Origin of the sequence: Sphingomonas trueperi (genome assembly GCF_040545665.1) — a bacterium.
GTDB lineage: Bacteria > Pseudomonadota > Alphaproteobacteria > Sphingomonadales > Sphingomonadaceae > Sphingomonas > Sphingomonas trueperi_B.
Genome location: NZ_JBEPMH010000001.1, coordinates 1,094,356 through 1,116,612 on the forward strand (window position 1 = coordinate 1,094,356; position 22,257 = coordinate 1,116,612).

The 22,257-nt window shown below is 67.3% G+C and carries 23 protein-coding genes; 11 read left to right on the top strand and 12 right to left on the bottom strand.

Annotated features, from left to right (window positions below; all coding sequences use genetic code 11):
• Positions 1-300: 300 nt before the first annotated feature.
• Together ABIC65_RS04990 and ABIC65_RS04995 are read left to right on the top strand one after the other, a co-directional pair.
• The gene (locus tag ABIC65_RS04990; protein ID WP_141985865.1) at positions 301-1,071 is read left to right on the top strand and encodes an enoyl-CoA hydratase/isomerase family protein; all 771 of its coding nucleotides are present in this window, start codon (positions 301-303) and stop codon (positions 1,069-1,071) included.
• A gap of 57 nt (positions 1,072-1,128) precedes the next feature.
• The gene (locus ABIC65_RS04995) at positions 1,129-1,983 is read left to right on the top strand and encodes an alpha/beta fold hydrolase (RefSeq protein ID WP_354307221.1); all 855 of its coding nucleotides are present in this window, start codon (positions 1,129-1,131) and stop codon (positions 1,981-1,983) included.
• A gap of 115 nt (positions 1,984-2,098) precedes the next feature.
• Here the strand turns inward: ABIC65_RS04995 and ABIC65_RS05000 are convergent, their stop codons facing one another.
• From ABIC65_RS05000 to ABIC65_RS05020, 5 genes are all read right to left on the bottom strand, one after another.
• On the bottom strand, positions 2,099-2,458 hold the full coding sequence (locus ABIC65_RS05000) for a hypothetical protein (RefSeq protein WP_354307222.1): 360 nt from the start codon (positions 2,456-2,458) through the stop codon (positions 2,099-2,101).
• Positions 2,455-2,796, bottom strand: a complete 342-nt coding sequence (locus ABIC65_RS05005) for a DUF423 domain-containing protein (RefSeq protein ID WP_354307223.1) — start codon at positions 2,794-2,796, stop codon at positions 2,455-2,457. Before ABIC65_RS05005 ends, ABIC65_RS05000 begins: the two co-directional genes overlap by 4 nt.
• 15 nt (positions 2,797-2,811) lie before the next feature.
• Positions 2,812-4,593 carry a cation:proton antiporter domain-containing protein gene (locus ABIC65_RS05010; protein WP_354307224.1) on the bottom strand — a complete coding sequence of 594 codons (1,782 nt, stop codon included), beginning with the start codon at positions 4,591-4,593 and terminating at the stop codon, positions 2,812-2,814.
• Positions 4,593-5,027, bottom strand: coding sequence for an iron-sulfur cluster assembly scaffold protein (locus tag ABIC65_RS05015; protein ID WP_354307225.1), 435 nt, complete (start codon positions 5,025-5,027; stop codon positions 4,593-4,595). The genes ABIC65_RS05010 and ABIC65_RS05015 overlap by 1 nt, the downstream gene beginning before the upstream one ends.
• 96 nt (positions 5,028-5,123) lie before the next feature.
• A complete protein-coding gene (locus ABIC65_RS05020) occupies positions 5,124-5,705 on the bottom strand; it encodes a CvpA family protein (protein WP_354307226.1) in 582 nt (193 codons plus the stop codon).
• A gap of 104 nt (positions 5,706-5,809) precedes the next feature.
• On the opposite strand from ABIC65_RS05020, the gene radA reads away from it, so the two are divergent.
• Positions 5,810-7,189 carry a DNA repair protein RadA gene (gene radA, locus ABIC65_RS05025; RefSeq protein WP_354307227.1) on the top strand — a complete coding sequence of 460 codons (1,380 nt, stop codon included), beginning with the start codon at positions 5,810-5,812 and terminating at the stop codon, positions 7,187-7,189.
• Positions 7,190-7,725: 536 nt separating this feature from the next.
• On the opposite strand, the gene ABIC65_RS05030 is transcribed toward radA, so the two are convergent.
• A complete protein-coding gene (locus ABIC65_RS05030; RefSeq protein ID WP_354307228.1) occupies positions 7,726-8,190 on the bottom strand; it encodes a hypothetical protein in 465 nt (154 codons plus the stop codon).
• Positions 8,191-8,196: 6 nt separating this feature from the next.
• On the opposite strand from ABIC65_RS05030, the gene ABIC65_RS05035 reads away from it, so the two are divergent.
• Entirely contained in the window at positions 8,197-8,820 is a 624-nt protein-coding gene (locus ABIC65_RS05035; RefSeq protein WP_354307229.1) for a L,D-transpeptidase family protein, read from the top strand.
• A 198-nt stretch (positions 8,821-9,018) separates the two neighbouring features.
• Here ABIC65_RS05035 and ABIC65_RS05040 read toward each other — a convergent pair whose 3' ends face one another.
• Positions 9,019-9,405: a hypothetical protein gene (locus ABIC65_RS05040; protein WP_354307230.1), complete on the bottom strand. Its 387-nt coding sequence runs from the start codon at positions 9,403-9,405 to the stop codon at positions 9,019-9,021.
• Between the two features lie 295 nt (positions 9,406-9,700).
• Complete coding sequence (locus tag ABIC65_RS05045; protein WP_354307231.1) at positions 9,701-10,330, bottom strand: CAP domain-containing protein; 630 nt, start codon at positions 10,328-10,330, stop codon at positions 9,701-9,703.
• A gap of 274 nt (positions 10,331-10,604) precedes the next feature.
• Here ABIC65_RS05045 and ABIC65_RS05050 point away from each other — a divergent pair, with 274 nt between their 5' ends.
• Both ABIC65_RS05050 and ABIC65_RS05055 read left to right on the top strand, forming a co-directional pair.
• Complete coding sequence (locus tag ABIC65_RS05050; RefSeq protein WP_354307232.1) at positions 10,605-11,105, top strand: GNAT family N-acetyltransferase; 501 nt, start codon at positions 10,605-10,607, stop codon at positions 11,103-11,105.
• Between the two features lie 85 nt (positions 11,106-11,190).
• Positions 11,191-12,681: a S10 family peptidase gene (locus tag ABIC65_RS05055; RefSeq protein WP_354307233.1), complete on the top strand. Its 1,491-nt coding sequence runs from the start codon at positions 11,191-11,193 to the stop codon at positions 12,679-12,681.
• 180 nt (positions 12,682-12,861) lie between these two features.
• On the opposite strand, the gene ABIC65_RS05060 is transcribed toward ABIC65_RS05055, so the two are convergent.
• A complete protein-coding gene (locus ABIC65_RS05060) occupies positions 12,862-13,083 on the bottom strand; it encodes a DUF2945 domain-containing protein (protein WP_354307234.1) in 222 nt (73 codons plus the stop codon).
• A 95-nt stretch (positions 13,084-13,178) separates the two neighbouring features.
• On the opposite strand from ABIC65_RS05060, the gene ABIC65_RS05065 reads away from it, so the two are divergent.
• Entirely contained in the window at positions 13,179-14,330 is a 1,152-nt protein-coding gene (locus tag ABIC65_RS05065; protein WP_354307235.1) for a glycosyltransferase family 4 protein, read from the top strand.
• A 202-nt stretch (positions 14,331-14,532) separates the two neighbouring features.
• Positions 14,533-17,046 carry a TonB-dependent receptor domain-containing protein gene (locus tag ABIC65_RS05070; protein ID WP_354307236.1) on the top strand — a complete coding sequence of 838 codons (2,514 nt, stop codon included), beginning with the start codon at positions 14,533-14,535 and terminating at the stop codon, positions 17,044-17,046.
• Positions 17,047-17,104: 58 nt separating this feature from the next.
• Here the strand turns inward: ABIC65_RS05070 and ABIC65_RS05075 are convergent, their stop codons facing one another.
• The 3 genes from ABIC65_RS05075 to ubiM all read right to left on the bottom strand — a co-directional run bounded on the left by ABIC65_RS05075 (position 17,105) and on the right by ubiM (position 19,488).
• The gene (locus ABIC65_RS05075) at positions 17,105-17,428 is read right to left on the bottom strand and encodes a DUF2218 domain-containing protein (RefSeq protein WP_093293156.1); all 324 of its coding nucleotides are present in this window, start codon (positions 17,426-17,428) and stop codon (positions 17,105-17,107) included.
• A gap of 72 nt (positions 17,429-17,500) precedes the next feature.
• Positions 17,501-18,115, bottom strand: coding sequence for a PadR family transcriptional regulator (locus ABIC65_RS05080; protein WP_354307237.1), 615 nt, complete (start codon positions 18,113-18,115; stop codon positions 17,501-17,503).
• Positions 18,116-18,315: 200 nt separating this feature from the next.
• Positions 18,316-19,488: a 5-demethoxyubiquinol-8 5-hydroxylase UbiM gene (gene ubiM, locus ABIC65_RS05085; protein ID WP_354307238.1), complete on the bottom strand. Its 1,173-nt coding sequence runs from the start codon at positions 19,486-19,488 to the stop codon at positions 18,316-18,318.
• Between the two features lie 252 nt (positions 19,489-19,740).
• Between ubiM and ABIC65_RS05090 the strand changes: the two genes are divergently transcribed.
• Genes ABIC65_RS05090 through ABIC65_RS05100 form a run of 3 tightly spaced genes read left to right on the top strand, consistent with a single transcriptional unit; the run spans position 19,741 to position 22,257 of the window.
• The gene (locus ABIC65_RS05090; RefSeq protein ID WP_354307239.1) at positions 19,741-21,060 is read left to right on the top strand and encodes a replication-associated recombination protein A; all 1,320 of its coding nucleotides are present in this window, start codon (positions 19,741-19,743) and stop codon (positions 21,058-21,060) included.
• Positions 21,053-21,400 (top strand): MmcQ/YjbR family DNA-binding protein, encoded by a 348-nt coding sequence (locus ABIC65_RS05095; RefSeq protein ID WP_354307240.1) that lies wholly within the window; start codon positions 21,053-21,055, stop codon positions 21,398-21,400. Before ABIC65_RS05090 ends, ABIC65_RS05095 begins: the two co-directional genes overlap by 8 nt.
• Positions 21,343-22,257: a hypothetical protein gene (locus ABIC65_RS05100; protein WP_354307241.1), complete on the top strand. Its 915-nt coding sequence runs from the start codon at positions 21,343-21,345 to the stop codon at positions 22,255-22,257. Before ABIC65_RS05095 ends, ABIC65_RS05100 begins: the two co-directional genes overlap by 58 nt.

Consider the following 22,257-nt stretch of genomic DNA (forward strand, 5'->3'; position numbering starts at 1 on the left):
CTGTACGGTCCGCCCCGACCGATCAGCGTGCAAATTGCATCGGATTCGCGTGTCCCTCGTCCCTAAAGGGCTGAGTCTTGCACGTATCCGGCAGAATCGCGATTCGATCTGCCGCTGAGGGCCCGCTGCCCTGCAAGAATGACTTTCGACTTTTGCGCATTATCGCGGCTGACGCTCACCCGTATCTAAACGGGGCGAGGGAAGTACAGCGCCTTCGCCCATGCGAAACAACATGGTCTTCGTCTTCCATCCCCAGCTACGATCTTCGTCAATTTGTACTCATCAAATTGGAGACAGCACATGTCCGTATTCCAAAACTATCGCGATGCCTTCCCCAACGCCCGCCTCACGCGCAAGGAGAATGGCGTTCTGGAAGTGGCGCTGCATACCAATGGCGGCAAGCTTGTGTTCAACGGCCACACCCATGAGCAGTTCGTCGACCTGTTCCACCAGATCGGCGAAGACCGTGACAATCGGGTGGTGATCCTCACCGGCTCGGGCGACGCGTTCATGGACGTGATCGAACCCGACGGCTTCGATTTCTTCACGCCGCAGGGGTATGACAAGATCCTGCGCGAGGGCCGCAAGGTCCTGTCGAACATCCTCGATATCGAAGTGCCGATGATCACCGCGCTGAACGGCCCGGTTCTGCTGCACAGCGAATATGCGCTGCTCACCGACATCATCCTCGCCACGCCGGAAACCGTGTTCCAGGACAAGCCGCATTTCGAATTCGGCATCGTTCCCGGCGACGGCATGCACCTGGTGTGGCCGCACGTGATCGGCTCGGTCCGCGGGCGCTATTTCCTGCTGACCCGGCAGGTGCTAGATGCGGCGACGGCGAAGGACTGGGGCGTGGTCAACGAGATCGTCCCCGCCGACGGCCTGCTCGCCCGTGCGCACGCGATCGCCGACGGCATCGCAGCACTGCCGCCGCTGACCAGCCGCTACACCCGCATCGCGCTGACCACGCAGTTGCGCCGCCTGATCGATGAGGGGACCGCCTATGGCCTCGCGCTCGAAGGGATCAGCGCCGCCGACGTCGCCCGTTCGATGGCCGCCCAGGCCTGACCTTGCGCGCCGCCGGTCGCAAAGGGCCGGCGGCGTTCGCTGCACGAGGATCTCCACATGACCGCGATCCGCTACCGCACCGTCGATGTCGACGGGCACCTCGTCTTCTACCGCGAAGCCGGTGACCCCAGCCGGCCGACGCTGTTGCTGCTCCACGGCTTTCCATCGTCGAGCCACATGTTCCGCGACCTGATCCCGCTGCTCGCCGATCGCTTCCACCTGGTCGCCCCTGATCTACCCGGCTTCGGCCAGACCGAAATCAAGCCGCGCAATAGCTTCCGTTATGGCTTCGACGCGCTGGCCAGGGTGATCGGGCGCTTCACCGAGGTGATCGGTCTCGATCGCTATGCACTGTACATCTTCGATTACGGCGCGCCGGTCGGCCTGCGCCTCGCCATGGCGCATCCGGAGCGGATCACCGCGATCGTCTCGCAGAACGGCAACGCCTATGAAGAAGGCCTGAGCACCGGCTGGAACCCGATCCAGCGCTATTGGCGCGATCCCAGCACCGAAAACCGCGAGGCACTGCGCGAACTGCTGACGCCGGCATCGATCCGCTGGCAATATGAGCATGGCGTGCCGGACACCGGCCTGCTCTCCCCCGATGGCAGCGCACTCGACGCCTGGTACATCGGCGGGGACGAAGTCGATGAGATCCAGCTCGACCTGTTCGGCGACTATGCCAGCAATGTCGCGCTCTACCCCGCCTTCCAGGCCTATTTCCGCAAGCACCAGCCACCGTTGCTGGCGGTGTGGGGAAAGAACGATCCGTTCTTCCTGCCCGCAGGCGCCGAGGCGTATCGCCGCGACCTGCCCAACGCGGCCATCCGCTTTCTCGACACCGGCCACTTTGCGCTCGAAACGCATGCGGACGCCATCGCCCAGGAAATCCGGGCGTTCCTGCAGGACTGAGCGTCGGCATGCCGAGATCGGGAATGTCGGCACGGGAAATAGCGCGAGCCTTCAGAGCCGTCGGCCCGCGGGGCCGGCGGCTTTCCGTGGGCGGCGGCGATGCAGCGCGCGCGGCCTATTGATATCGCAGTGTTTTCCCGAACCCCGTGTTCGTCTTGGCCATCTTGATCAGCTTGCGGAGATAGGCCTTCACCTCGCGCTCGAAGCGCTGGTCGTTGCGCACCCCCGCGCGGTAGAAGTCGTCCTTCTTCAGCAACGCCTTCAACGCATCGCCCAGCCGCGCCTGATCCTCGAGCGCGTCGCTGTGCCGCAGCTGCTCGCACACCCATTCCTCGGCGGCGGCCTTGTCATACTCGTCCTCGCGGTCGCGGCCGTAGCGGTCGGCGACATCCTGGTCCGAGCGCGCGGCCTTGATCCGGCGTTCGAGCCAGAGGCGGACCTGCGCCGCATCCCAGGGCGCTTGCACATCGCTCATTTCGCCACCTTCGAGGCGAGCGCCCAGGCCAGCCAGAGCCAGCCGGCGATCAGCGCCGCCCCGCCGATCGGCGTCACCGCGCCCAGCCAGCGCGGCAGGCCCAGTGCCATCAGGTAGAGCGTACCCGCGAAGACGAGTCCGCCGCCGACGAACAGCCAAGCCGGCCCGCGCGCGCCGAGCTGCAGCGCGACCAGCGCCGCCACCGCATGCACGAGCTGATAGTGCCCGCCGGTCTTGAGCCACTCGACCGCCTGCCCCTGCGCGCCGTGCGCACCAAAGGCCCCAGCAGCCACCGCCATCGCGCCCGAGAGCGCCGCCAGCACCGCGATCCAGTTCATGCATTCGCTCCCCGATCAGCCATCACCGCGATCCTGCACCGCCGCCGCCGCGGCAGCGCCCTGGCTGAACAGTCCGTCGCGCCCGGCATAAAGGTCGCCGGTTTCCTTCTGCGCCTTCAGCCGCGCGATATCGGTTCGGCGATATTCGGCCTCGGTCCGGTCGATCTCGGCGCCATCGACGCCCACCGCGTCCATCGCGCGCCGCGCCATCACGATCGCGCTCTCCAGTACCTCGCGCACCACCCCGGCTAGCGGCGCACCCTTGAGCTTTATCACGCTGCGGCGATCATAGGCGCGCACGAAGATGCTGGCGTGCGGGAAGGCGGCATGCACGCCCTCCACCACTTCGGTATCCATCGCATCGCCGTCCTGACAGAACAGGATCAGCTCGGCGTCCCCGGCCCCGGCCTGGCGGAGCAAATCGATGCGGGTGCCGTCGCCATAATAGACCTTCATGCCGAAGCTGCCGGCCGTCTCGATCATCTCCACGTCGCGGTCGATGATCGTCACCGGGATGCCCTGCGCGATCAGCATCTGCGCAACCGTTTGGCCGAAGCGGCCATACCCGACGACCACCGCGTTGGCGCCTTCCTGGCGCGGACCGTCGGGCGTGGCACCCGCCTTGACCGGCTCGGCGCGCAGCCGCCTGGTCGCCATCATCAGGAACGGCGTGGTCGCCATCGAGACGGTGACGATCGCGCTGAACACGCTGGCGGCCTGCGGCTCGATCAGCAGCGCCTTCTGCGCCTGCGCGAACAGCACGAAGCCGAACTCACCGCCCTGTGACAAGAGCACGCCGAGCGCGAAGGCACCGCGCGGCTTCATCCCGAACAGCAGCGCCAGGCCCATGATCAGCACCGCCTTGGCCGCGATCAATGCGAGCGCCATGCCCGCGACGAAGAAGGGCCGCTCGGCGATGGCATGCAGGTCCAGCGTCATGCCGACGGCGACGAAGAACAGCCCGAGCAGGATCGCGCGGAACGGCTCGACGTCCGCTTCGATCTCGTGGCGGAACGGCGAATCCGCGAGCATCACACCGGCGATGAACGCGCCCAGTGCCGCAGACAGGCCCAGCGCCTCCATCACCGCGGCGCTGGCGATCACCGTCAGCAGCCCGGCGAAGACGAACATCTCGCGCTCGTCGAGATTGCCGATCAAGCGGAAAAGTGGACGCAGCAGGAAGCGCCCGGCCACCACCAGCCCGACGATCGCGCCGACCGTGTAGAGCCCGAGCAGCCATCCCGGCGGCCCGCCCTGGTCGGCCGGGTTGCGCGACAGCGCCGCGACGATGGTGATCAGCGGTACGATCGACAGATCCTGGAACAGCAAGATCGCGAAGGCGCGCTCGCCGAACGGGGTGCGCAGGCGGCCGGCCGATTGCAGCAGCGGAAGCACCTGCGCGGTGGACGAAAGCCCCATCGGCAGCCCCAGTGACAATGCCGCAGCCAGCGTGGAACCCGTCACCGCCCAGACGATCGCCGCAATCACGACGCCGCACAGCGCGACCTGCAGGAAGCCGAGGCCGAAGATGTCACGCCGCATCCGCCACAGCCGCGACGGGCTCAGCTCCAGCCCGACGAGGAACAGCAGGAGCGCGATGCCGAGCTCGGCAATGCCCATCTTGCCCTCGGCATCGCCGACCAGCCGCAGCACGTGCGGCCCCACCAGCGCGCCGGCGACGAGGAAGCCCAGCGTCGCACCGAGCCCGAGCCGCCGGAACAGCAGCACGAAGAACAGCGCGAAGCCGAGCATCGGCACCGCATCCGCAAGCACCGAGCCGTCCGAAACATGCTCCATCAGACCCGCGCCTCCGCTGCCTGCGCCGCAGCCTCGGCCGCGGCCTCGAAGGCGAGCCGGATCGAGGCATGGCGGCCGCGATGCGGCAGGGCGGGGACGAACAATTCCATGCCGGGCCAGTCGGGCGGCACGTCGCGCTCGCCCGCAAGCCAGGCGGTGAGCTGGTCGCGCGCGACGGCGATCTCGGCGGGGGTACGGCCGAGGACGGCGTCGCCCATCAGCGCCGCCGACGCCTGCCCCAGCGCACAGGCACGCACCAGCATGCCGACCTCGGCAACCTTGCCCGCTTCGTCGACGGCGATGTCTACCGTCACCCGGCTCCCGCATACCGGCGAGCGTTTCTCCGACGTGCCGCCGGGCTGCTCCAGCCGTTCGTGATGCGGGATCGCGGCGGCAAGGCGCAGGATTTCCATATTGTAGAGCGGGGCGTTCATGCCCTTTGATCTAGGGTAGCCTTCCCGCAGTTGCGAGCGCCAATTACCCGTCTTTCGTATGGGTTGCGCCCTTGATCCTCCCCGGCACGGGGAGGATCAGTCGTGCTTGCTGCGGCGAGGGCGGTTTGCGCTTGAAGTCGTGTCCGCATTTACGCCTGCATTATCTCCGCCGAACACCGGCTCGCCCTTCCGCCGGCGGTCGACGAAGTCGCCGATCGCGGCGCTGGTGGTGTCGAGCAGCGGATAGGTGACCGACTTGGTGATCCATTTCGGCCGGTGCGTGCGCCCGCCCTCGAAGGTGTCGAGCACCAGCATCAGCACAAGGAAGCCCATGCTGACCAGGATCAGCCCCTTGGCGACGCCGAAACCGACGCCCAGCGCACGATCGATCGGCCCGAGCACCGAGTTGCGCATCTGCCCGCCCAGCGTGTTGGCGATCAGCCGCCCGCCGAAATAGCTGATCCCGGCGAGCAGCGCGAAGGCGAGCACCGCCGCCCCGCCCTCCGTCCCGATCATCGGCGCGAGCAGCGCGGTGAAGCCGGCATGGAAGAACTTCACCGCCACCACGACGAGGATCCAGGCGAGGAACGCCAGCACCTCGGTAGTAAAGCCGCGCAGGAAGCCGAGGATGGCGGCGCCTGCGATGATGAGAAGCGTGACGATGTCGAGCCCGGTCATGCCCGCTCCATAGCAGCGTGGCGTATCGGGAAAAGGGGCGGCGTGCAGGCCGCGGAAGCGCGCCAGCCGTTCCCTTTTCGTTTCCGTCGCGCTAGAGCGTTGCCATGGCAAAACTCCAGAAGCGCTATGTGTGCCAGGCCTGCGGCTCGGTGACCTCGAAATGGGCGGGGCAATGCGCCGATTGCGCGGAGTGGAACACGCTGGTCGAGGAAGCCGGCGGCCCCGCCACGCCGTTCCAGGCCAAGCATCACCTGCAATCGGGCGGCCGGATGATCCTGCTCTCGGGCCTCGACGCCGAAGTGGCGCTGCCGGAGCGGATGCCGAGCGGCATCGCCGAGTTCGATCGCGCGCTGGGCGGCGGCTTCGTCGAGGGCTCCGCCACGCTGATCGGCGGCGATCCCGGCATCGGCAAGTCGACGCTGCTGCTCCAGGCGGCGGCGAAGATCGCCAGCCGCGGGCTTTCGGTCGCCTATGTCTCGGGCGAGGAAGCGGCCGACCAGGTGCGGCTGCGCGCGCGGCGACTCGGGCTCGGCCAGTCGCCGGTGCAGCTCGCCGCCGCGACCTCGGTACGCGACATCCTGACGACGCTGAGCATGACCACCCCGCCCGACCTGCTGATCATCGATTCGATCCAGACGATGCATTCGGACCTGATCGAAGGCGCGCCCGGCACGGTGAGCCAGGTCCGCGCCAGCGCGCAGGAGCTGATCCGCTTCGCCAAGGAACGCGGCACCGCGCTGGTAATGGTGGGGCATGTCACCAAGGACGGCTCGATCGCCGGCCCGCGCGTGCTCGAGCACATGGTCGATACCGTGCTCGCCTTCGAGGGCGAACGCAGCCATCTCTACCGCATCCTGCGCGCGGTGAAGAACCGCTTCGGCGGCACCGACGAGATCGGCGTCTTCTCGATGCAGACCGAGGGGCTGGCCGAAGTCGCCAACCCGTCCTCGCTGTTCCTCACCCAGCGCGACGAGAACGTCACCGGCACCGTCGTCTTCCCCGCGCTGGAGGGGACGCGGCCGGTGCTGGTCGAGGTGCAGGCGCTCACCGTCCGACTCGCCTCGGGCGCGACACCGCGGCGATCGGTGGTCGGCTGGGACTCGCCGCGCCTCTCGATGGTGCTTGCGGTGCTCGAGGCGCGCTGCGGTCTTAGCTTCTCGGCGTGCGAGGTCTACCTCAACATCGCCGGCGGCTACCGCGTGCAGGATCCTGCCGCCGATCTCGCGGTCGCGGCGGCGCTTGTCTCGGCGCTATCGGAGCGACCGATCCCCGCCGATGCGGTGGTGTTCGGCGAGATCGCGTTGTCCGGGGAAGTCCGTCCGGTTGCCCATGCTGCCTTGCGGATGCGCGAATCCGCCAAATTGGGCTTCGAACGCGCGCTGGCCCCCGCATCCCCAAATGCAAAGGGTGGCGAACCCCTGCCATTGCGTGTATCGGATTACAAGAATCTCAACAGCTTAGTCGATCAGCTCTTGGGGAAATAGCTCCATATCTGCATAAATGCATATTTATGCTGGTGAAGGAATTTCCATTTTGGTACACCTGCGAACAGATCAAGGGTGCGAAACGCCGTTTGGTGTTGCCGTACATGTTCAAAGGAACTATTTGGCGGCAACTTCGTTTATACCGGTTAATACTTGCCGCTCTCGCGAAAGAGTTAAGGGGGCTTTTCGCAAGCGCGAGCAACAGGGGGTGGGAGCAGTAACTTGAAAACAGGGAAGGACAGCTTTGGATCTCGGGCAGTTCGCAGGCTAAGTGCTTCTGCGGCAACCATTTCGCTACTTTCGGCAACGTCCGCCGGGATTGCGGTGCCAACGGTTGCCGCTGCAGTGCAAGAAGCCTCGAAGGCGCTTTCGGTCCTGTCGGCACGGTCGCCTGGCGTTCGCGAAGCCGGTGCGCACAGCCTGAAGGGCAAGCGCAAGTACAGCCGAGTCGCCAAGAACCCACGGGACGCGCTGACGCCCGACTCGCTGGCGAAGAACGGTGTCGCGCAGCCTAGGGCATTCGATCTCTCGGCCGATCAGGCACCGATCCCGGCATCGCTGCCGCTGCCGTCGGATGCCCCGCCGATCGACATTGCGGGGTTGCCTTCGGGCTTCGACTCGCTGTCGCCCTTTGCGGACGTCGTCCCGGCACCGGGGCCGGCCAGCTTCACCGGCAACTCGATCGTGCCCAGCGGCGGAGGGGGCGGCGGTGGCGGCGGTGCGCCGCCGCTCGGCATCGGCACGCCGACGCCAACACCCACGCCGACGGCGTCGCCAACACCGACGCCCACGCCAACACCGACACCGACGTCTTCGCCGACGCCTACACCGACGCCCACGCCGACGCCGGTCCCTACGCCGACGCCGACGCCAACGCCGCCCATCCCGACGCCCACGCCGACGCCGCCAGCAGTTCCTGAACCGGCGGAATGGTTGATGCTGGTCACTGCGTTCGGGCTTGTCGGTGCGGAGATGCGACGCCGCAATCGGAGCGAAGCCAAGGCCTGATGCGCGGTCGATCCAAGCTCGGTATCTGGATTTCGCTGGGCGCGGCCTCGTTGCTGCTCGTCACGCTGGCCGCCAAGGCGTTCGTACCCCGCTACGTGAAGCAGAATAGCGCCGCGGGCCGCCTGATCTCGCCGGCCGATACCGATCGCATTCGGTTTTCGGACGGGGATCAGCAGCAGCTGCGGCTGGGCGATGGCAGCACGCGCGTGGTGCGGAGCCTGTTGCGGGTTCCGGACCACATGCAGTTCGGCGAGTTCGCCTGGAACGATCATGGCGTTCCCCCGGGGAGGATCTGGCTGCGCATCGACCTGACGCGCCAGATCCTCTCCGTGTTTCGCGGCGAAGACGAGATCGCAACCAGCGTGATCCTCTACGGACAGGACGAGACCCCGACCCCGATCGGCAACTTCCCGATCCGGGGAATGGAAAAGAACCACCGCTCGAACACCTATGACGCGATGATGCCCTACACGCTGTGGCTGACCAGCGACGGTGTCGCGATCCATGGCAGCAATGTGCGCCAGGGGCTGGCGACGCACGGCTGCATCGGCGTGCCGCAGGACTTCGCGCAGCGGTTGTTCGGCGTGGTTAAGCGCGGCGACCTCGTGACCGTAGTGCGCTGATCTCGGCCTGCCGGGCTTAAGAGAAAAGCGCCCTCCCGATATTCGTCCGCTTCTCGCGCTGCGCGCGGGGGCCATAGCAATAGCTTTGTCGTCCAGGAGGGAGCCAAGCGCGTCAGCATCGGCGCCATCCTGAAGGGCCTGCCTCCGGGCTCATCGGTCCACGGCCTGCAAGCCGACGAAGCCCCCCCCCGTTTGCGTTCAGGCTATGCTGCCATCGAACCAAATTTCGTCAAGGTCGATCTCCGGCACATGATCGTCGCTAGCGGCTCCTTGGACGCCGCGCCTTTCGTACAACAAGCGGAGGACGCCAACCGCGGGACTGAAACACGTTTCCTGATCCCAGTTCGCGACGCCAGCATGGGCGCGGTCCACGCCCGCCCAGAATGCGGCGCGGCTGGCGGCGCTGAGGCCGCGAAGATCGAAGCCCATCAAGCCGCCGGTTCGCTGCGCCACATCCAGCAGCCATCGCGCAAGCCGGGTATCGATATCGGAAACTGCGTGGGCAATGCATTCCAATGCGCCACCCAACCCCAGGTTGGACGCATACAGATCACGTCTGTCGTCGAGCTTGATGATGCCAGCCACCGACCTCCCAACTCCAGATCGCAAGCACCCTGCCGCTCGATGCACTTCCTGAGGCGGTTCCGTGTATCGTGCCGGGCAAGCGCGGAGCACAGCGGCGTGCGCAGCAGACGCCAACGCCCGGCCAAGCCGCCACGCCGCCCCGGTCTCGACCAGCATATCGCACGGTGATCGAACAGCGTGGGTGCAGCACGAGCCGGCTCTGTCGCCGGGCCGCGTTTGCCGCACATCCCGAAGGCCCGGACCACGTCATGCGCAGGCAGCAGACCGCACCGCGCCCGCCGGCGAGCGCCGCGTCCTACCGCGCCTCGTTCTGCGCAAGCGTGGCGTAGACCGACATGCCGTTGCGGGTGCGGCTCACGTCGATCACGCACATATGGCCGTACGCGCTATGGCTGCCGCAGCCGACACCGGCATAGCGCAACTCGCGGTTGAACAGCAGTTCGCGGTGGCCGCGATCGGGCACGCCGTCGTCGATCACCAGCTGCCGCACCACCTCGTCGGCATCGGCATAGCCATAGGAGATATCCTCCCCCACCAGTCGCCCGCCGCCCCGGCGCTGGACGCGATCGCCGGGCGAGGCGCCGTCAGGCGAGAAATGGCCGCGGGTGCCAAGCGCGCCCTGCACCACGACATGGTCGCGCGCCGCGAGGCCCAGCAGCTCCGCGCGGCTCAGCGGCGGCAGTGGCGGCTGGAGTTCGAGGAACGCGATCGCCTCCTCGACCGCATCGACGCCTTCGCGCGTGATCAGCCCGCGCGGACGATCCGGCAAATACAGCGTGTTGCCACGAAAATGGGGCCGCAGCTGGCGAAGACGATCGGCATAGGCGGCCGGGTTCGCGCGAAGATAGTTGATGCGATCGAGCACCTGGTCTTCGAGACTCGGTGCTTCATTGGCCGCGCATAACAGCAGCGCGCCCGCAGACATAATAGCGCAACACAGTAAACGCACAGAAGACACAACAGACTCCGCACAAACCGGCCGCTGTCAGCCGAAAAGTGCAGTTCTTCTGTCGTGCATGGTGGAAATATCTGGTGCAGGACTATAGTTATCGAGCAAGGATAAGAGCTCGTTAACTATAGATTCTTGGCTGTTTACGGGTAAGTAGGAAGATCGTTACGGTATTTCACCGATGCGCTGGAAATAGCCGAAAATCCCGTTCCGCTGGCCTCCAGGCGCCCTGGGTGGCAGATACGGCCGCATGTCGGCTCCGATCCTCACCCAGTTCCAGCCCCGCCATCTTCCCCAGGCGCTGGCGTTGCAGGCGCAGGCCTATCCAGCCTTCCTCGTCGAGCCGGTAGCTGCGTTCGCCAGCCGGCTTCACGTCGCAGCGCCGTTCAATCTCGCGGCCGAGCGCAATGGTGCCCTCGCCGCCTATCTGCTGGCGCATGGCTGGACGCGCGAGTCGCCCCCGCCCGTGGGTGCCGTGCTCGATCCTGCGACGACCGGCGACACGCTGTATCTGCACGACCTCGCCGTCTCGGAGGCGGCACGCGGCACGGGCATCGGCCGCCTGCTGGTCGAAACAGCCTTGGCCGCGGCCATTGCAGCAGGGCTCAACCGCGCCGAACTGATCGCGATCGATGGCGCGGCGGACTATTGGCGCAGGCTGGGTTTCGCGGCAGGCAGCCCGTCCCGGGCCCTCGCCGCAAAGGTGGCGCACTATGGCCCCGCCGCGCAGTGGATGTGGCGAGCGTTGTGAGGCGCACCCGGTAGATTCGGCGCAGGGCAGCCGCTAGGCTGCGCCGGCAACCACACCGGGGGACCCGTTCTTGCGCCACAGCATTTTGATCACCGCATCGCTTGCCGCCCTGCTCCTCGCGCCCCAGGCACCCGCGCAGGACAAGAAGCCCGACGCCGCCGCCGAAAAGAGTGACGACAAGGCCGGCAAATCCGACCTGCCGCCGCTGCCGGACGACAAGACCATCGCACAGACCGCGGTGATCGGCGGCAAGCCGATCCGCTATCAGGCGACCGTCGGCAAGCTGCCGGTCTATGACGCCAAAGGCAAGAAGATCGGCGAGGTGGTCTACACCGCCTATGTCGTGCCCGGCGGCGGCGCGCAGCGGCCGGTGACCTTCGCGTTCAACGGCGGCCCCGGCGCCTCCTCGGTCTATCTCAACCTCGGCGCGGTGGGCCCGAAGCGCGTCCAGTTCGGCGACAAGGGCGATGCGCCCTCCGATGCGCCGCTGCTCGTCGACAATCCGGCCAGCTGGCTGGACATGACCGACCTCGTATTCATCGATCCGATTGGCACCGGCTTCAGCCGCAGCCTGGTCGATGAAGACGCGACCAAGAAAGCGTTCTACGCCAACGAGCCCGACATCAAGTATCTGTCGCGCATCGTCTATGACTGGCTGGTCAAGAACGAGCGGCTGCGCTCGCCCAAGTTCGTGATGGGCGAGAGCTATGGCGGCTATCGCGCCCCGCGCATTGCCTATGAGCTGCAGACCCAGCTGGGCGTGGGCGTCAACGGCATCGTGATGGTGTCGCCCTATCTCGATCCCGCCGCGACCGCAGGATCGGACGCGCTGTCGCCGCTGCCTTGGATGATCACCCTCCCCTCGATGGCGGCCGGGCATCTCGAGCGCGAAGGCAAATTGTCACCGCAGGCGATGGCCGGGGTCGAGGCCTATACCCGCGGCGGCTTCGCCACCGATCTGCTCGCGGGCCGCTCGGATCCGCAGGCGACCGCGCGGCTGAGCGACAAGGTGACCGAGCTGACCGGCCTCGACCCCAAGCTGGTCCGCCGCCTCGACGGGCGGATCGACGAAGGCACCTATCTGCGCGAGATCCACCGCGACGATAGCAAGATCGGCAGCGTGTACGACTCGAACGTCGATGCGTTCGACCCCTTCCCCAGCGCCGCCGAGCGCAAGTCCGGAGACCCGATTCTGGAAGGCATCATCGCGCCGACGACCAGCGCCATGGTGGACTTCATCACTCGCGAGGTGGGCTGGAAGACGAGCGCGCGCTACAATGCCCTGTCCTTCTCGGTGAACTCGGCCTGGGACCGCGGCACGCCCGACGACGCCCCGGTGAGCGACTTGCGCAAGGCGGTGGCGAACGATCCCAAGATGGGGGTGCTGATCGTCCATGGCTATAACGACCTGTCCTGCCCCTATTTCGGATCGCGGCTGATCATCGATCAGATGCCGCGCTTCGGCGTGGAGCAGCGGGTGAAGCTGGGCGTCTACCCCGGCGGGCACATGTTCTATTCGCGCAAGGCGAGCGCGGAGGCGTTCAAGGCCGATGCGCGGGTGCTGTATACGCGGTGATACCGACACTTAAGCCCCTCCCCTTCAGGCGCATCAGGTCAGTGCTGCCCCCCGGGCAGCACCTGAACAGCGCGGGGCGCTGTTCACCTGACGCGGGGTTTGGGGTGGGGCAGTGTCTCACCGAGACCAACTTCTGGTCTGGAATCCCTCCACCCCAACCCCTCCTCCGAGGAGGAGGGGCTATGAGGCAGCCTCCAACTCGCTCTCCAGCTTGAGCGCCCGGCCGCCATCTTCCTGCTCGACCAGATAGGCGGGATTGTCCTTGGTGCCGTTGCGGACGATCTTCTCGCCCTTGATCGTGCGCTGGACGCGCCGCTCGAAGCGCTCGGCGACCTTGCCATGCGCCTGGTGACCGCCCCAGTTCCAGCGCACCGCGGCGCCCTTCGCGAAATGCTTGCTCATGGGTCGCAGAACCGGCGGGCCGCACGGCTGTTCCGTGACGCGGGCATGACGTTCGCTTGCCGGGCCGCACGCACGCGACTATGCGAAGCGCGAACATGCAACCCTCGGATCTTCGCGTCGCGCTCTTCAGCGGCAATTACAACTATGTTCGCGATGGCGCGAACCAGGCGCTCAACAAGCTCGTCGGCTATCTGCTCGACCAGGGCGTGAAGGTCCGCATCTATTCGCCGACCACCGATACCCCCGCCTTCCCGCCCACCGGCGACCTGGTGAGCGTGCCGGCCTGGCCGGTGCCGGGCGGCCGCGCGGAGTACAAGTTCGCCACCGGCCTGCCCAAGAGCATCCGCGAGGACCTGGAAGCCTTCGCGCCCAACATGGTGCATGTCTCGGCGCCCGAATTCCTCTGCCACGGCGCGGTGCGCTGGGCGCGCAAGCACGACATCGCGACGCTCGCCTCGCTCCACACCCGGTTCGAGACCTACCCGGCCTATTACCATCTCGGCTTCGTCGCGCCGGTGATCATCAAGCTGCTGACCCGCTTCTACAACCGTGTCGACCAGGTGGTGACACCCGGCGACTCCACCGCCGATCTGATCCGCGGCTGGGGCGTGACCACGCCGATCCGCATCTGGTCGCGCGGGGTGGACCATGCGCGCTTCAACCCGGCGCGCCGCGACCTCGCCTGGCGCCGGTCGCTCGGCATCGGCGACGGGGAGTTCGCCGTCGGCTTTCTCGGCCGGCTGGTGCTGGAAAAGGGCCTCGATATCTTCGCCCAGGTCTGCAACCGGCTGGCCGAGCGCGGCGTGCCGCACAAGGTGCTGGTGATCGGCGAAGGGCCGGCGCGGCAATGGTTCGCCGAGCAGGTGCCGGGGGCGGTGTTCACCGGCTTCCAGCGCGGCGACGATCTCGCACGCGCGGTCGCCTCGATGGACGTGCTGTTCAACCCCTCGGTCACCGAGACCTTCGGCAACGTCACCTCGGAGGCGATGGCGTGCGGCGTTCCGATCGTCGCGGCGCGCGCGACCGGCGCGATCGATCTGGTCGAGGAAGGCGTCAACGGCTTCCTGGTGCCGCCGCGCGATGTCGACGCCTATGCCGGCGCGATCGCCCGGCTGATCGAGGATCCGGCGCTCGCCGCCTCGGCCGGCGCGTCCGGGCACGAAAAGGCGCAGGCCTATGTGTGGGACCGGGTGAACCAGGCGGTGCTCGACAGTTATTTCGAGATCCTCGCACGCCGCGGGCGCTGATAGGCAAGCACGCGGCTTATTGCGCGCTCCGCCGCAGCCATGTTTCCGTAGCGTCCGCCGACACGCTCGGATGCCCGGTAGCGCAAACGTTGCCAGAAGCTTGCCCCGGCACACGTAGTTGTACTTAACACACCAGTTTCAATGCCTTAACGCGCGCCGACACATTGCAACCCCAGAAACAATTGAGACAAATGGGGTTGCAATGAATACTCGCTTCCGCCTGGCGCTGGCGCTTTCTGCCGCGGCGATCGCCCTGCCTGCACATGCCCAGCAGGCGCCTGCCGCCGGTACCCCGGCCGCCCAGAAGGCCGAATCCGCCGAGGCCAAGCCGCAGAAGCAGGCCTTCACCACCGGCGTCGCCAAGGGCCGGGACCTGCTCGATTCGGCGATCTCGGCGAGCTCGATCGACGAGGAGCAGATCCAGAAGATCGGCACCCGCTCGATTGCCGAAGTGCTGGGCAACATGCCCGGCATCCGCGCGGAAACTGCGGGCACCGATGGCCTCACCGCCGTGACGATCCGCGGTCTGCCGATGGCGGCGGACGGCTCCAAGTTCCTGCAGATCCAGGAAGACGGCCTGCCCGTGCTGGAGTTCGGCGACATCCACTTCGCCTCGACCACGGCGTTCCTGCGCACCGATCTCAGCCTGTCGCAGGTCCAGGCGATCCGCGGCGGTTCGGCGTCCACCTTCGCCTCGAACTCGCCCGGCGGCCTGGTCAACTTCATCTCCAAGACCGGCGAGGAAGACGGCGGCACGCTCCAGCTTTCCTCGGGCATCGACCACGAGCTCGGCCGCGTCGATTTCAATTATGGCGGCCATCTGAGCAAGACGGTGCGATTCAACGTCGGCGGCTTCTATCGCCAGGGCGAAGGCCCGCGCGCGACCGGCTATGACGCGTTCAAGGGCGGCCAGATCAAGCTGAACGTCACCAAGACGTTCGGCAACGGCTATATCCGCCTGTACGGCAAGTATCTGGACGACCGCGAACCCAATTACGCGATGGTGCCGGTGGCGGTGCGCAGCACCAATGCCGATCCCAGCTACAGCACGATCCCGGGCTTCGATCCGCGCAAGGACACGCTCTATTCGCGCTACAAGACCTCGATCCTCGCGCTCGACGGCAACAACAACGTCCAGAATCTGGACCTGCGCGACGGCGATCGCAGCAAGGTCGCCTCAATCGGGCTGGAGGCGCAGTTCGACATCGCCGGCTGGACGTTCAGCGATCGCATGCGCTACGCCGCGATTTCGGGCACCTATAACGAGAGCAGCTCGATGGCGCTGCTGCCCGCCGCGGCGCTCGCCCCGGCCTTTGCCGGCCCCGGCGCGACGCTGCGCTACGCCACCGGCCCGAATGCCGGCAAGACGATCGCCAATCCGTCGACGCTGAACGGCAACGGCCTGCTGATGTACGGGCTGGAGATCCATTCGGACCTGGAGAAGCTCGACAACTTCACCAATGATTTCCGCGGCAGCCGCGTGTGGAACGTCGGTGAGGGCAAGCTGACCACCACCGCCGGCTTCTATGCGTCGTCGCAGGCGATGGCGCAGAATCTGGACCTGCTGACCGACGTGTTCGACATCGCCTCGGGCGGCAATTCGGCCTATGTCGACGTGCTCACCGCCGGCGGCGTGCCGGTGACCCAGGGCGGCGTGCTCAACTACGGCATCCGCGGCACCGCCGCCTATCGCCGCCGCTACGACCTCAGCTACCGCGTTTTCGCACCCTATGGCTCGGTGAACTACCAGATCGGCGCGCTCTCGGTGGGCGGCAGCCTGCGATACGACTTCGGCAAGGTCAGCGGCACGCTGTACGGTGCTGATCTCGGCGGCGGCCGCGTCGGCGTGGCCCCGGTCGACATGAACCGCGACGGCGCGATCTCGCTGCCCGAGCGCAGCGTGGCGGTGCTGCCGCTGTCGCAGCCGGGCCTGGCGGATTACAGCTACAAATACGCGTCTTACTCGATCGGCGTGAACTATCGCATCGCCGAGCCGCTATCGGTGTTCGCCCGCTACAGCCGCGGTGCCCGCGCCAGCGCCGAGCGCCTGTATTTCTCCCCGGCGGTCAACCCGACTTCTGGCGCGCTGACCGATCCGGCGATGGCCTTTGGCCCGGTCAAGCAGGCCGAAGCGGGCGTGAAGTTCCGCAAGGACGGCGTGACGCTGTTCGCCACCGGCTTCTGGGCCTCGACCACCGACAAGAACCTGCAGATCGGCGCCGACGCCAGCGGCGGCACCGTCGTGCTGCAGATCGACCGCGACTACAGCGCCAAGGGCGTCGAGCTAGAAGGCCTGTTCGAGCATGGCCCGCTCAGCCTGCGGCTGGGCGCCACCTACACCAAGGCCAAGATCGACGCGGACAAGGCCGACAAGACGCTGGTCGGCAACACCCCGCGCCACCAGCCGGACCTGATCTTCCAGGCGACCCCGCAGTTCGAGGTAAAGCGCTTCACCATCGGCACCAACGTGATCGGCACCACCAGCAGCTTCGCGCAGGACGGCAACCTGCTCAAGCAGCCGGGCTACACCATCGTCAGCCCGTTCGTGCAGGTCCGCCCGGTGAACGGCGTGCAGATCGGCCTGAACGTCTACAACGTGTTCGACAAGCTGGCCTTCGTGTCGGTCAACTCGGCGGCGATCCCGGCCTCGGGCGTCGTTACCGCGCAGACGCTGACCGGGCGCACGGTCACCGCGTCGGTCCGCTTCAGCTTCTGATCCGGACGATATGCAAGAAGGGGCGGGAACCACGCGGTTCCCGCCCCTTTTCCGTGGCTTACTGCCAGTCGAAGGTCAGCTCGCCCTCGCGGAAGGCGAAGCGGTCGAGGTGCCGGGCGACCGCACCCTTCAGCCCTTCCAGCTGCTCCGTGGAGGTAGCATCGATGCGCACCTCCAGCCCGGTCTCGGCGACGTCGAACGTCACCGCCGCATCGCCCGGGTGATTGGCGCCGCGCGCATCCTTGGGGAAGATCACGGTGCCGTTCTCGGGCGTGAACGTCACCTGCAGATTGTGCTGCCAGTGCTTGCACAGCTGCTGGAGGTAGCGGCTGGCATGTTCGGTCGGCACCAGCGCATGGCTGGTGAACGGGGCAATCGTCATTCTGCTCTCCTTGGCCGCGGCGGGGACGAGCCCCAGACGACGGCGTAACACCTCGATCCGGGGCATCGTTGCCTACAGCCGCTCGATCTTGCGCGCGGCTTCGTCGAGGATCTCGGCGATCGCGTGCAGGCGTTCGGGATCGACTTCCTCGTCGAACACGCTGGCGGCGAGCACGGTCTTGAGGTTGTGCATCGCCCGGCGCACTGGGCCGCCACTGGTGCGGGCATGGCGCTCGCCGAGATCGGCCAGCCGCTGAAACAGCGCGGCGACTTCGTCCGCGTTCTCCGCCAGATGCGCGGTCCCGGCCTCGGTAATCGCGAACTGTTTCTTGGCGCCCTCGCTCTTGTGCTCGGCGATCAGGTCCATGTCGTCGAGCATGGTCAGCGTCGGGTATACGACGCCGGGGCTCGGCGCATAGGCACCGTTGGAGCGCGCCTCGATCTCGCGGATCAGGTCGTAGCCGTGGCGCGGGGCTTCTTCGATGAGCTTGAGCAGGATCAGGCGGAGCTCGTCGCCGCCGAACATGCGCCGGCCGCGCCCGCCCGGGCCGCGCTCGCCCATGGCGAAGGCGATGTCGAAGCCGCCGGGAAAGCCCCCGCCCCAGCCGCCGCGTCCGCGGGGACCGAACTGATGGCCGTGATGATGGTGATGGTGATGATGGCCGTGACGGCCGAAGGGGGAAAACATGGTGATGTGCATCCTGTGCGAGTCTTGATGCGCACAAGATATATCTTGAAAGAGATTGCGCAAGGGGTCTTGGGGTATCTTAGCCCCTCCTCCTTGGAGGAGGGGTTGGGGGTGGAGGGATTCCAGAACGTCGGTTGGTCTCGGTGAGACCCTGCCCCACCCCAACCCCTCCCCTGAAGGGGAGGGGCTTGTGCACCCGCTCAATGCGTCAGCATCGCCCGCACCGTGGGGCGCACGAAGGGCAGCCCCGCCCCGAGCCGCAGCACCGCGTGCCGCATCGCGCGCGCCGGCAGCCGCTCGTCGGTGAACAGGCGGACCAGCATATTGGTCCCCGTATAGAGCGGCTTGCACGCCGCACGGTGGCCGTTCTCAAAGCGCCGCAGCACCGCAGGCAGCGCCGGGTCCATCCCCCGCCGCACCGCATCCCGCACCTCGGCGGCGAGCAGCGCCTGCCCGCTCAACCCGAGGTTGAAGCCATGCGCCGTCACCGGGTGCATCCCCACCGCCGCATCGCCGATCAGCGCCGCGCGCCCAGTCACGAACTGATGTGCCCAGGTGGTGACCAGCGGGTAGACGTTGCGATCGCTCACCACCTCCATCCGCCCCAGCCGCTGGCGGAAGCGCCGCGTGAGATCGCGGCCGAGCGCGGCATCGTCGAACGCCGCCACCCGCCGCGCGGCCTCCTCGGGCAGGGTCAGCACCGCGCCCGCCATGTTGCCGTTCAGCGGCAGCAGCGCGAGCGTCTGGCGATGGTCGAACCATTCGAGCGCGGTCGCGCCGTGGGGCAGTTCGTGGCGCACCCGCACCACCATCATCGAACGACCGAGCGGGTTGATGTCGGTATCGATCCCCAGCGCCTCGCGCGTCCTGGAGAGCCGCGAATCGGCCACTACCAGCAGCCGCGCCCGCACCACCTCGCCCGAGGAGAGCAGCACTTCCGCGCGGGGCCCGGTGGCGCCCGAGCGGGCATGGACCACCTCCGCGCCGGTGACCAGCCGCATGCCGGGCTGGTGCTTCACCGCATCGTACAGCGCGGCGCGGATGCGGTGGTTGGGCACCAGATAGCCGAGCTGGTCGTCCTCCCCGCCCCCCGCGGTGAAATTGAGCGCGAAGGGCGAGTCGCCGTTGAGCACCTTCGCGGCGTGCATCGGCGCGATCACGTCCGCCGGCAGCCGTCCCCAGGCGCCGAGCGATTCGAGGATGCGCTTCGACCCATGCGTGAGCGCGATCTCGCGCCCGTCGAAGCGCGGGTTCGCCAGCGCCTCCAGCGGCGCGCGCTCGAGCAGCACGATGCTGAGCCCGCTGTCTTCCAGCGAGCGCGCGAAGGCCAAGCCCGCCGGCCCTCCCCCGACGATGACGACGTCGCAGTCCATGCCCGATCCTCCAGACCTCCGCCCCGCCTCGCCCGGTGGCGATCGGGGGCCGCTTCCCCACCACCCGCCGTCATCCCGGCGGAAGCCGGGATCCAGACGCGGCACGCGTCGGCTCCTGCTGCACCGGAGAGGCGAATGGATCCCGGCTTTCGCCGGGATGACGAAGGGTTTGGGGCGGCAGCCGCTGCCAAGCCTTGCGCGCGATCAACCTCTGGGATGCAAATCGCAGCACAGCCGCCTATCTTGGCCGCAATGGCCGACCTTTTTGCGACCCACGAACAACCCGCCGCCGACACCTCCCCCGCCGGCGGCCCGCTCGCCGACCGGCTGCGCCCGCAGAAGCTCGACGAGGTGGTCGGGCAGGAGCATCTCACCGGGCCGCAGGGCGCGATCGGGCGGATGGTCGCGGCGGGCAAGCTCAGCTCGATCATCTTCTGGGGACCGCCGGGTACCGGCAAGACCACCATGTCGCGGCTGCTCGCCGATGCGGTGGGCTTGCGCTTCGTCGCGATCTCGGCGGTGTTCTCGGGCGTCGCCGACCTCAAGAAGGTGTTCGCCGAGGCGCGCGAGCATGCCCGGATCGGCAAGCGCACGCTGTTGTTCGTGGACGAGATCCACCGCTTCAATCGCGCGCAGCAGGACGGTTTCCTCCCCTATGTGGAGGACGGCACGGTCACGCTGGTGAGCGCCACGACCGAAAACCCGTCCTTCGAGCTCAACGCCGCGCTGCTCAGCCGCGCGCAGGTGCTGATCCTGCACCGCCTTGATCACGAAGCGCTGACCCAGCTGCTCGATCGCGCCGAGGCGCTGGAGGAACGCCCCCTGCCCCTCACGCCCGAGGCACGCGACGCGCTGGTGGCAAGCGCGGACGGGGACGGGCGTTTCCTGCTCAACCAGGCGGAGACGCTGTTCTCGGTGGAGTTCGAGGAACCGCTCGACCCCGCCGGGCTCTCCGCCTTCCTCCAGCGCCGGCTCGCGGTGTACGACAAGGATCGCGAGGGGCATTACAACCTGATCTCGGCGCTGCATAAATCGGTGCGCGGCTCCGATCCGCAGGCGGCGCTCTATTATCTCGCGCGGATGCTCACGGCGGGCGAGGAGCCGCTGTACCTGCTCCGCCGCCTCGTCCGCATGGCGGTGGAGGATATCGGCATGGCCGACCCCAACGCGCTGGTGCAGTGCATGGCGGCCAAGGACACCTACGACTTTCTCGGCTCGCCCGAGGGCGAACTGGCGATCGTCCAAGCATGTCTCTACCTGGCGACAGCACCCAAATCCAATGCCGCCTACAAGGCGCAGAAGGCGGCGTGGAAGGTGGCGAAGGAAACCGGCTCGCTGATGCCGCCGCAGAACATCCTCAACGCGCCGACCAAGCTGATGAAGCAGATCGGCTATGGCACCGGCTATACCTACGACCATGACGCCGAGGGTGGCTTCTCCGGGGACGATTACTGGCCGGCGGAGATGGAGCCGCAGACCTTCTACACCCCCACCGATCGCGGGCACGAGAAGCGGGTGGCGGAGAGGCTCGCCTGGTGGGCGGAGATGCGGGAAAAACGGCGCGATGGATGATTGGGAGGATGCCTGCGCCTATGCGCTGACGCTGCCGGACGTGGCGATGGCGCCCTGGTGGGGCACGCCCTGCCCCAAGATCAACGGCAAGGGGCTGATGTCGCACAGCCGCGAGCCCGGCAGCTTCGGGCTGATGGTCGAGCAGGACGAGAAGCCGCTGCTGCTCGAGACCGATCCCGAGACCTTCTGGCAGACCGATCACTATCGCAACTACCCGATGCTGCTCGTTCGGTACGGCACGCCGGCGCGCGAGCGGATCGAGCTCTATATCCAGCGCGCCTGGTGGGATCGTGCCAAGAAGGCCCAGCGCCTCGCCGCCGGTTTGGGGACGCGCCCCTGAACTTCACCGATTTCATCGCGATCGACTGGTCCGGGCAGGCGGTCGAGCGGCCCAAGGGGCTCGCGGTTGCGCATGCCCGGACCGGCAACGCCGCGCCGGTGCTGATCGACCGCCCCTGGTCACGCGCCGATATCCTCGCGTTCCTGGAAGGCCTTGCCGAAAGCGGCACGCGCGCGCTGGTCGGGCTCGATCTCTCCCCCGCCTTCCCCTTCGCCGATGCCGGCGCCTATTTCCCCGGCTGGGCGGAGAGCCCCGCCGACGCCCCGGCGCTATGGGCGCTGGTCGATCGCCTGTCGACGGCCGATCCGCACCTCGCCGCTACCAGCTTCGTCCAGCATGCGGAGGCGCGACGGCACTTCCGCCAGATGGGCGATTGCGGCGACCTCTTCCCCGGTGGGCGCGGGCGGTTCCGGGTGTGCGAGGTCGGGCAAGAGGCGATGGCATTGTCACCGTATAGTTGCTTCAACCTAGTCGGTGCCAGCCAGGTCGGCAAGTCGAGCCTCACCGGGATGCGCGTCCTCCACCGCCTGCGCGGCCGCGTCGGGCTCTGGCCCTTCGATCCGCTGCCCGCCAGCGGCCCGGTGCTGGTGGAAATCTACACCTCGCTCGCCGCGCGACTCGCGGGGATGCGCAAGGGCATCTCGAAGATCCGCGACGCCGACACGCTCGACACGATGCTCGCCGCGTTCGGCTCCGCGCCGCACGCGCCGCTGCCGCGCTATGACGACCATGCCACCGACGCGATCCTCAGCGCCGCGTGGCTGCGTGCGGCCGCCGGTCAGCCGGGACTGTGGACTCCCACCGGCCTCACACCCGATCTAGCCCGTACGGAGGGCTGGACGTTCGGCGTGCTCTGA